At 65.2% G+C, this 9,703-nt stretch carries 8 protein-coding genes; 2 read left to right on the top strand and 6 right to left on the bottom strand.

What is annotated here, in order from left to right:
- On the bottom strand, nt 1–1,234 hold a 1,234-nt coding region (locus JHD07_RS22040), incomplete at its 3' end, for a M20 family metallopeptidase (protein ID WP_291625722.1).
- A gap of 200 nt (nt 1,235–1,434) precedes the next feature.
- Here JHD07_RS22040 and JHD07_RS22035 point away from each other — a divergent pair.
- Entirely contained in the window at nt 1,435–2,814 is a 1,380-nt protein-coding gene (locus tag JHD07_RS22035) for an LLM class flavin-dependent oxidoreductase (RefSeq protein WP_291625720.1), read from the top strand.
- A gap of 147 nt (nt 2,815–2,961) precedes the next feature.
- Here JHD07_RS22035 and JHD07_RS22030 read toward each other — a convergent pair whose 3' ends face one another.
- From JHD07_RS22030 to JHD07_RS22015, 4 genes are all read right to left on the bottom strand, one after another.
- Complete coding sequence (locus tag JHD07_RS22030; protein WP_291625718.1) at nt 2,962–4,623, bottom strand: thiamine pyrophosphate-binding protein; 1,662 nt, start codon at nt 4,621–4,623, stop codon at nt 2,962–2,964.
- Nucleotides 4,624–4,894: 271 nt separating this feature from the next.
- Nucleotides 4,895–5,398, bottom strand: coding sequence for a GFA family protein (locus JHD07_RS22025; protein WP_291625716.1), 504 nt, complete (start codon nt 5,396–5,398; stop codon nt 4,895–4,897).
- Between the two features lie 158 nt (nt 5,399–5,556).
- Nucleotides 5,557–6,684, bottom strand: coding sequence for an alkene reductase (locus tag JHD07_RS22020; protein ID WP_291625714.1), 1,128 nt, complete (start codon nt 6,682–6,684; stop codon nt 5,557–5,559).
- Between the two features lie 107 nt (nt 6,685–6,791).
- Nucleotides 6,792–8,288, bottom strand: a complete 1,497-nt coding sequence (locus tag JHD07_RS22015; protein WP_291625712.1) for an aldehyde dehydrogenase family protein — start codon at nt 8,286–8,288, stop codon at nt 6,792–6,794.
- 182 nt (nt 8,289–8,470) lie between these two features.
- On the opposite strand from JHD07_RS22015, the gene JHD07_RS22010 reads away from it, so the two are divergent.
- A complete protein-coding gene (locus JHD07_RS22010) occupies nt 8,471–9,316 on the top strand; it encodes an SDR family NAD(P)-dependent oxidoreductase (RefSeq protein WP_291625711.1) in 846 nt (281 codons plus the stop codon).
- A 62-nt stretch (nt 9,317–9,378) separates the two neighbouring features.
- Here JHD07_RS22010 and JHD07_RS22005 read toward each other — a convergent pair whose 3' ends face one another.
- Nucleotides 9,379–9,585 (bottom strand): hypothetical protein, encoded by a 207-nt coding sequence (locus JHD07_RS22005; RefSeq protein ID WP_291625709.1) that lies wholly within the window; start codon nt 9,583–9,585, stop codon nt 9,379–9,381.
- Between the last annotated feature and the right edge of the window lie 118 nt (nt 9,586–9,703).

The raw sequence follows: 9,703 nt of genomic DNA, 5'->3' as shown, positions 1-9,703 counted from the left end.
CCAGGATTTCGGAGAACACGTCGTTGGGCAGCGAGCCGCCGAAATTCGGCAGCACCGCGGGTGCTTTGCCGGTGGTCGCTTGCACCGAATCCGCCGCCCATTTGATCCAGGGACTGTCGAAATCGGTCCGCGATGCAGCAAAGCTCTGGGCCGCCCGCACCTCGACCATCGGGAAACCCTTGGCAACGAGATGCGCCCGGATGGCCTCGATCAGCCCCTCGATCCTGGTCCCGACCACGAAACGCAGTTGCAGCACGGCATTGGCGTGGCCGGGAATGGCATTCGCCGGCTTCTCGATGTTGCCAGAGGACATCGCGAGCACTTCCAGCGTGTTCCAGGCATAGAGCCGTTCGGCCGCCGACAGCCCCTCCTCGCCCCAGTTCTCCGCCAGCGCCGGCTCGTCGGCGGTCGGCACCACCTGCACGTCGGCGAGATAGGAGCGGATCTGGTTGGTCAGCCGCGGCGGCTTCAAGGCATCGAGCAGGAGACGGCCGCGCCCATCGACGAGTGTCGAGATCGCATTGACCAGGATGGTCGCGGGGTTGGCGAGCACGCCGCCCCAATTGCCGGAATGGTGTCCCCCGTCGCGCAGGTTCACGTCGAGGTGGATGCGGATGCCGCCGCGGCAGCCGAGAAACAGCGTCGGCCGTTCCGCGGACAGGCGCGGCCCGTCGGAGGCCATGAACAGGTCGGCCTTGAGCGTGTCGCGATGGAGATCGCAGACCTTGCCGAGATCGGGCGAGCCGATCTCCTCGCCCATCTCGATGATGAACTTGGCGTTGAAGCCGAACTTGCCGCCGCGAGCGTCGCGTACCGCACGCAGCGCCGCCATATTGATGCTGTGCTGGCCCTTGTTGTCGGCGGTGCCGCGGCCGTAGAGCCGTGTCCCCGCAACATTGGTGCGCCAGGGATCGCGGCCATCACGCCACTCGCCTTCCATGCCGTCGACGACATCGCCATGGCCGTAGACCAGCACGGTCGGCGCGGTCGCGCTCTCGTGATGCTCGGCGAACAGGAACGGCGCCTTGCCGCTCGGGGATTCGACGATACGGCTGGAAAAATCGAGCGCGGCGAAAGCCGGCTGCATCTCCTGTTCCAGATAGGCGCGCAACTCGGCGCCGCGCTGCGGATTCTGGCTCTCGGTCTTGTAGGCGACGCGGCGGTCGAGTTCAGCGAGGAACGCGCCGGACTTGAAATCCTCACGGGCGCGGGCGATGGCGTCGGCTCTGGTCATACTGGCTTTTCGAGACTCTGAAGCGAAGGACCTTACCCCATATGGGTTGGCCTTCGAAAGTGGCGGGGACCTGGATCGTTGTGCTGCGCTTGTCGTGACTTTGGCCTTGCCAAGCGCAAGCGATATGCAAGAAGTTCGCCAAGTTGGGGCGCACCTCTATCATTCGAAGAGCGCTCAGTACAGGGCGCCGAGGGACCAGCATGGCCAAACAGATCAGGCTCAACGCCTTTGCGATGAATTGCGTCGCGCACCAGTCACCGGGCCTGTGGACCCATCCGCGCGACCGAACCGCCGATTATAACCGCCTGCCCTACTGGATCGATCTTGCCAAGACCCTGGAGCGCGGCCGTTTCGACGGGCTGTTCCTGGCGGACGTACTCGGTGTCTACGACGTCTATGGCAACAGCCCTGACGCAGCCTTGCGCAATGCAGCGCAGACGCCGTCGAACGAGCCGCTGCTGCTGCTCTCGGCGATGGCCGCGGTGACGCAAAATCTCGGCTTCGGCGTCACCAGCAATCTGTCGTTCGAGCCGCCCTACCCGTTCGCGCGCCGGATGTCGACGCTCGACCACCTCACCGAGGGGCGGATCGGCTGGAACGTCGTGACCGGCTATCTAGACAGCGCCGCGCGCGGTGCCGGCAAGGACAAGCAGACCGGGCACGACGACCGCTACGACATTGCCGACGAATATATGGAGGTGGTCTACAAGCTCTGGGAAGGCAGCTGGGAGGACGATGCCGTGCTGCGCGACCGCGAGCGCGGCATCTTCACCGATCCGGCAAAGGTTCATCGCGTCAATCATGACGGCGCGAACTTTCGCATCAACAACACCATTCATCTCAGCGAGCCCTCGCCGCAGCGCACGCCCGTGCTGTACCAGGCCGGCACCTCGCCGCGCGGCCGGCAATTCGCGGCCAAGCATGCCGAATGCGTGTTCATGTCGGGACCGTCGGCCAAGGTGATCGCGCCGCGCGTCTCCGCGATCCGGCAGGAAGCCGCCGCTCTCGGCCGCAACCCCGCCGAAATCCTGATGTTCTCGATGATGACGATCATCCTCGGACGAACGGAAGCCGAGGCGAAGGAAAAATACGCCGACTACCGCCGCCATATCAGCCCCGAGGGCGCGCTGGCGCTGATGTCGGGATGGACCGGTGTCGACTTCTCCGGCTACGACCTCGACCAGCAGGTGCGCCACGTCCAGAACGATGCCGGCCGCAGCGCGATGGACAACGTCACCCGCGCCGACCCCGACCGGGTCTGGACCGTGCGCGACGTCATCGAGCATGTCGGCATCGGCGGCGCCGGCCCGGTCGTGGTCGGCACGCCTGAAAGCGTTGCCGACAAGATCGAGGACTGGTTCGAGAAGACCGACGTCGACGGCCTCAACGTCGCCTTCGCGATCTCGCCCGGCGATTTCGAGGATATCGCCGACATGCTCGTGCCCGAGCTGACCCGGCGCGGGCGGTACAAGAGCGAGTATGCGAAGGGCACACTGCGGGAGAAGCTGTTCGGCGGCGGGCGTGCGCGGCTAGATGCGCCGCATCCGGCGGCGGGGTATCGGGTAGGGAAGAAGGGTTAGTATCCCACACACCTGCGTGTCATGCCCCGGCTTGACCGGGGCATCCAGTACGCCGCGGCATCTCGAGGAATCACAGCCGTCTCTGGAATAGAGGATCGCCCGATCAAGTCGGGCGATGACAGTTGAGAGCGTGGAGGCAGCGCTGCCCTACACCTTCCCGTCCACCACCACCTCGATCAGCTTCGTCCCCGGCCGGCGAAACGCCGACGCCAGCGTGCCCTTCAGCTCTCTGGGATCGCTGATCTTGATCGCCTCGCAGCCGAGCGCCTTGGCCATGCCGGCGAAATCGACGGGCGGATCGACGAAGTCCATGCCGACGTAATTGTCGTCGCCGTGGAAGGCGAGCAGGCGCTGCTTGATGATGCGATAGCCGCCATTGTTGACGATGACGACGTTGAGCGGCAGCTTGTGATGCGCCGCGGTCCACAGCGACTGGATCGAGTACATCGCGCTGCCATCGCCGGAGAAGCACACGACGGGGCGATCCGGATTAGCGATGCTGGCGCCCACGGACGCCGGCAGACCCCAGCCGATGCCGCCCGAGGCAAGGCCATGATAGCCGAAGCGATCGCGGTGCGGCCGAAGCGCGGTCACCTGGCGACTGGAGGTGAGACCTTCGTCGACGAGAATGGCGTTATCAGGCATCGCCTCGAGCATTTCCAGCACCAGGAAGTCCGGATCGATCGGTGTGTGGGCAGCACTCTTGCCGATCTGCTCGACCAAAGCGGCGCGGCGCGCGGTCCAGTTGTTCGGCGCGAGCTCGGCAAGACGCTGCTTTGCGCGGCTCGCGAGGGTCGCGCCGCCCATCTCCTTCAACACCGGGATCAGCGCGCGCAGGGTCTCCTTCAGATCCGCTTTCAGCGCGATCTCGACGCCGTAGTTCTTGGCGATCTCCCAATCGACGAGTCCGATCTGCACGATGGCGAGGCCATCGGGCAGCGCATCGACCTCGCTATAAACCGACATCCGCAGGGGATCGCCGCCAAGCGCGATCAGGAGATCGTAGGGCGCCAGCGTGTCGCGCGCGACCTTCTGCACGCGCGCCAGGGTGCCGGCGAAGCTCGGGCTTTCGGAGAGGAAATGCGCGCCATAGGGGGTCGAAGACTGGTAAGCGGCCGCGCCCTGCAACTCGGCGAACTCGGCGGCCTCCGCGAGCGCATCGCTCTTGACCACTTCGTCCATGGTGACGATCACCGGGCGTTCGGCCTTGAGCAGACGTGCGGCAAACGCCCTCAATGCCTCGTCCGACGGTCGTGCGCGCGCATCGACGCGGGTGGAACGACCGAGATCGATGCCGGCCTCGCTGTTGAGGATGTCGCCGGGCAGCGAGATGAACACCGGTCCGGTCGGCGGCGTGGTCGCGACCTTGGCGGCGCGGCGCACGATGCGCGGCAGGTCCTCCAGCCGCGTCACCTCGACCGCCCATTTCACCAGAGGCTCGGCCATGCGTACCAGCGGGCCATAGAGCACCGGCTCCATCAGGCCATGGCCCTGCTCCTGCTGGCCCGCCGTGAGGATCATCGGCGTGCCCGTGAACTGGGCGTTGTAGAGCGAGCCCATGGCATTGCCGAGGCCGGGCGCGACGTGGACGTTGCAGGCGACGAGCTTGCCGGAAGCGCGGCTGTAGCCGTCCGCGATCGCCACCACCAGGCTCTCCTGCATCGCCATCACATAGGTGAGATCGGGATGGTCCTTCAGCGCGTGCATGATCGGCAGCTCGGTGGTGCCGGGGTTACCGAACAGATGCGTGATGCCCTCGTCCTTGAGCAGCGCGAGAAAGGCGGAGCGGCCGGTGATCTTGTTCTTCATGTTTCCTCCAGGAGCGGACCGTTGCCGCAAAGACGGAAAGCATGATGGCCGAAGTATCGGCTGAGGCGCAAGGAAGCGCGGTCATGGCTGCGTTGCGCGGGAGAGGCAAACTACTCTCTCGTGTCCCGGACGCGACGCAACGTGCAACGTTGCGGCGCAGAGCCGGGACCCACCTTTAGCGAGGTTGCCGATGCATGGGCCCCGGCTCAGCAGCGCACCGCTTCGCGCTGCGCAGCGTCCGGGGCACGAGAGGTGAGTGCGCGGCCCCGCGCTACATCTCCTCCCGGCCGAGCTCGAACGGGTCCTCACCGCTCGCGCGCTTCTTCTTTGTCGAGCGCTGCCAGACCACGCCGGGAAAGCCCTTCAGCGGCACCAAAGGCTCGCCCGCATAGGCCCATTCCTGCAGCTCCTCGATGGCGATGTGATAGAGCGGCTGGCGGCCGGTACGTTCCCTGAACAACGCGCGCGGGATGTTGACCATATGCGGCCCGCGCGGGCGCTCGTACATGACAGGCGTCCCGCAATGCGCGCAGAAGCTTCGCGCGGTCTTGGTCGCCTTGTCTTCGTAACGCGTCAGCGCGGTCTTGCCGGAGGTGATACGGAAGCGCTTCTTCCAGCTTCCGACATAGGTTGCGTAGGCCGCGCCGTGAGCGCGGCGGCTGGCGGCGGAGTGATCATGCCAGGCCCAGCGCGCAGGCACGTCGATCTCGAAGGTGACCTCGCCGCAGAGGCATTGGCCGGTGGCGATCCCTGCGGCGGCTGCAGCTTTGGCCATGAGAGTCTCTCCGTCGTCATTGCGGCTGACGGTCGCGAGACACCCCAGCTCGTCATTCCGGGGCGATGCGAAGCATCGAGCCCGGAATCCATTTCACCTCCGGGCGCGCGGCCCGATGGATGCCGGCTCGACGCTTCGCGCCGCCCCGGAATGACAGATCAGGCCGGCGTCAGCTCATCATAGACAGGATAGTCCGTATATCCCTTCTCCTCCCCGCCATAGAACGTCGCGCGGTTATACGGCGTGATCGGGTAGCCATGCTCGAGACGGCGCGGCAGATCGGGATTGGAAATGAAGATGCGGCCAAAGGCGATGATATCCGCATGGCCGTCGGCGATCGCCGCATTCGCGGTCTCGCCGGTGAAGCCGCCGGCGGTCATCAGCACGCCGTTGTAGAGCGGACGGAACAGCACCATCGCCGACGGCACGTTCTGCCAGTTGACCTCGGCGCGTCCCGAGCCGCTCGAGCGCGGTTCGATGAAATGCAGGTACGCCAGGCCCAGCTTGTCGAGCGCTTTCACCACATGGGTGTAGAGCGGCATCGGATCGGGCTCGCCCGAATCATTGGCGATGCCGTAGGGCGACAGCCGCACGGCCACGCGGTTCGCACCCCAGACGTCGATCGCGGCCTGCGTCACCTCGAGCAGCAGCCGCGCGCGGTTCTCGATCGAGCCGCCATATTGATCGGTGCGCTGGTTACTGCGCGACTGCAGGAACTGCTCCAGCAGATAGCCGTTGGCGCCGTGGATCTCGACGCCGTCGAAGCCTGCGGCGAGCGCGTTCTTGGCGCCCTGCCGGAACGCCTCGACGATGCCCTTGACCTCCTCGGTCTCCAGCGCGCGGGGCGTCTCGTAATCGGCGATCTTGCCGTCGGCGGTCATCGCCTTCATGCCCTCGGCCCTGATCGGGATCGCCGAAGCCGAAACCGGCAGAGCGCCACCGTGGAAGGAGGAATGCGAGACGCGGCCGACATGCCAGAGCTGGAGGAAGATGATGCCGCCCTTGGCGTGCACGGCATCCGTCACCTTGCGCCAGCCCGCGATCTGCGCCTCCGAATAGATGCCTGGTGTCGCCGGGTTGCCGCGGCCATGCGAGAGCACCGGCGAGGCTTCGGCAATGATCAGGCCGCCTTTCGTGGCGCGCTGGCCGTAATATTCGGCGTTGAGCGGACGCGGCGAAAAGCTCTCGCGCTCGGCCCGCATGCGCGTCAGCGGCGCCATCGCGACGCGATGCGCAAGCTTGTACGGACCGACCTGCAACGGCTTAAACAACGCTTCGAATGTCATGGGGTCCCCGGATATCTGTGAAAGGATGCGGATCATAGAGCGAGGGGCGGCACCGGAAAAGGCGCCGCCCCAGGCAGATATTCTCTCTGACGGAACGGGACAGAACCTTACGCTGTCTTGATCCAGACGGCCTTCACGTTGAGATATTCCTCCACGTGCTGCTTGCCGGATTCGCGGCCGTAGCCGCTCATCTTGTAACCGCCGAACGGCACGGCCGGATCCATCGCCTGATAGCAATTCACCCACACCGAGCCGGCGCGCAGCGACTTCGCCACCGCATGAGCCTTGCTGACGTCGCGCGTCCACAGACCGGAGCCGAGGCCGAACGTGGTGTTGTTGGCGCGCTTGATCAGTTCGTTCATGTCCTTGAAGGCGATCGCGGAGATAACGGGACCGAATATCTCCTCCTGCGCGATACGCATGTTGTCCTCGACGCCCGCGAACACGGTCGGGGAGACGAAGAAGCCCTTCGACAGCGCGCCCTCGGTGGCGCGGCCACCACCGGCGAGCGCCTTGGCGCCTTCCTTCTGGCCGATGTCGAGATAGCCGGTGACGCGCTTGAGTTGCTCCTCGGACACGAGCGGGCCGATCTGCACGTTGGGATCGAGGCCGTTGCCAACCTGCAGCTTCTTGCCGAACTCGGCGACGCGGCCGACGAACTCGTCATAGATCGACTGCTCGACGAACAGGCGCGTGCCGGCGCTGCAGATCTGGCCGGAATTTGCGAACACCGCCATCGCGGCACCAGGGACGGCGGCATCGAGATCAGCGTCCGCGAAAACGATATCCGGCGACTTGCCGCCGAGCTCGAGCGAAACGCGCTTGAGGTTGCCGGCGGAGGCACGGATGATCGACTGGCCCGTGACATGCGAGCCGGTGAAGGCGACCTTGTCGACGTCGTGATGCGAGGCGAGCGCCGCGCCCGCGGTCTCACCATAGCCGGGAACGACGTTGATGACGCCGGGCGGCACGCCGGCTTCCATGGCAAGCTCGGCGATGCGCAGCGAGGTCAGCGGCGCCTCTTCGGCGGGCTTGAGCACGACTGTGCAGCCGGTCGCGATCGCAGGCCCGATCTTCCAGATCGTCGCGGTGAGCGGGCCGTTCCAGGGGATGATGGCGCCGACGACGCCGACCGGCTCCTTGAGCGTGTAGGAGAAGATTTCGCCGGGCAGCGAGTTCTCGATGGTCTCGCCATGGATCGCCGTGGTCTGGCCGGCATAGTAGCGCAACATGCCGACGGCGCGCAGGCGGTAGGCGCGGGTGCGGCTGAGCGGCGCGCCCATGTCGAGCGTGTCGAGCTGCGACAATTCGTCAAAGTTCTTCTCGACGAGATCGGCGAGCTTCAAGAGCAAGTTCTGCCGCTCGAACGGCTTGACCTTGCTCCAGGGACCTTCGAAGGCGCGGCGGGCGGCGGCGACCGCGCGATCGATATCTTCCTTGTCACCTTCAGCGACGGTTGCAAGCAGCTCGCCGGTCGCTGGATTGCGGGTCTCGAAACGCTTGCCCGAGGCCGCGTCGACCCACTTGCCGTCGATCAGCATCTGCTTGTAGGACCCGTTTGCGAACGGATGGCGCGTGATCGGAATAGCCTGCGACACAGCCATGGCTGCACTCCCTGTCAGAAAATTGATTGGTTCGATCTGGGCGGGATCGTTCGGCCAGAGGATACAGCCGTGCCGGAGAGGCGTAAAGGCAGCGTCGAACGAAGACCTCCCATGCCGACTTGTGCTGGGTCGCGCCCCCGCCATGTTATCATGCGAGCACGCCCCTCTTGCGGAGACATCCCATGCCACACCCCGCCATCGTCAAAGACAACGTTGCCGTGATCACGGGTGGCGCAGCCGGCATCGGATTTGCCGCTGCCTCCGCGTTTGCGCGCGCCGGAATGAAGGTGTGTATCGCCGATGTCGACGAGACACGGCTCGCAGAAGCCGCAACGAAACTGTCATCGATCACGGGTGCCGCCGACGTGATGACCGCAGTCGTCGATGTCGGCCAGTTCGAGAGCCTGACGGAACTCGAGCGCGCGGTCCGCGCGCGGTTCGGCGGCACCGATATCCTGATGAACAATGCCGGAATCCAACCGGGCAGCACGCTGTTCGGACAGCCCGATCATTGGCAGCGCATCATCGATGTCAACATGTGGGGCATCATCAACGGCTCGCGGATATTCGCGCCGGGCATGATCGCGCGCCGCAGGCGCGGCCTCATCATCAACACCGGCTCCAAGCAAGGCATCACCACGCCGCCGGGCGATCCCGCCTACAACGTCTCGAAGGCCGGCGTGAAAGCGTTCACCGAGGCGCTCCAGCACGAGTTGCGCAACACCAGGGACTGCGACGTCACGGCACACCTGCTGATTCCCGGCTTCGTCTTCACCGGCCTCACCTCTAAGGGACGCACCGAGAAGCCGGCCGGCGCCTGGACGCCGGAACAGACCGTCGATTTCATGCTGGCACGGCTGGAGGCCGGCGATTTCTACATCCTGTGCCCCGACAACGACGTGCCGCGCCGGCTCGACGAGAAGCGCATGCTGTGGGCGGCCGGCGACATCGTCGAGAACCGCCCGCCGCTGTCGCGCTGGCATCCGGATTACGCGGATGCGTTTACGAGATTTTTAAAGGAGAACTGACTGTCAGATCCTCATGGTGAGGAGCTGCCAGCGGGAAAGCTCGGCGAAATCAGATTGCTAGCCTACAGCGTTTCCTGCTGTTGGCCGCAATTCTTGCAGGCGAACTTGACGCGGTTCTGGCCCTTCTCGGCCTGCACCCGGTTCGGGGCACCGCATTTGCCGCAGACCGCCTCGATGCGGGTCGCGCCCTGCTTGACGACGATGGTCTTCTTTTCCATGGATTCGCGGATCAGGCGCTCGGCCTCCTCACGCAGCGATTGTTTCGACAAAGCTCGTCTCCGCCTCTGGAAAGCGCGCGAGCCATATCGCACCTGCGGTCGCAGCACAATGCGGGATACGAATCCGAGGTGCGATCAAGACGTCATGGCCAGACAGAAAGCCGCGGGA

Origin of the sequence: Bradyrhizobium sp. (assembly GCF_016462955.1) — a bacterium.
GTDB lineage: Bacteria > Pseudomonadota > Alphaproteobacteria > Rhizobiales > Xanthobacteraceae > Bradyrhizobium.
Note: the sequence above shows the minus strand (reverse complement) of the source record. Positions and strands in the feature narration are given on the sequence as shown.

Excerpts from the sequence above, each read along its gene's own strand:
- JHD07_RS22020 (WP_291625714.1), bottom strand. The coding sequence starts at position 6,684 with ATGACATTCGAAGCGTTGTTTAAGCCGTTGCAGGTCGGTCCGTACAAG.
- JHD07_RS22025 (WP_291625716.1), bottom strand. The coding sequence starts at position 5,398 with ATGGCCAAAGCTGCAGCCGCCGCAGGGATCGCCACCGGCCAATGCCTC.
- JHD07_RS22010 (WP_291625711.1), top strand. The coding sequence starts at position 8,471 with ATGCCACACCCCGCCATCGTCAAAGACAACGTTGCCGTGATCACGGGT.
- JHD07_RS22035 (WP_291625720.1), top strand. The coding sequence starts at position 1,435 with ATGGCCAAACAGATCAGGCTCAACGCCTTTGCGATGAATTGCGTCGCG.
- JHD07_RS22030 (WP_291625718.1), bottom strand. The coding sequence starts at position 4,623 with ATGAAGAACAAGATCACCGGCCGCTCCGCCTTTCTCGCGCTGCTCAAG.
- JHD07_RS22015 (WP_291625712.1), bottom strand. The coding sequence starts at position 8,288 with ATGGCTGTGTCGCAGGCTATTCCGATCACGCGCCATCCGTTCGCAAAC.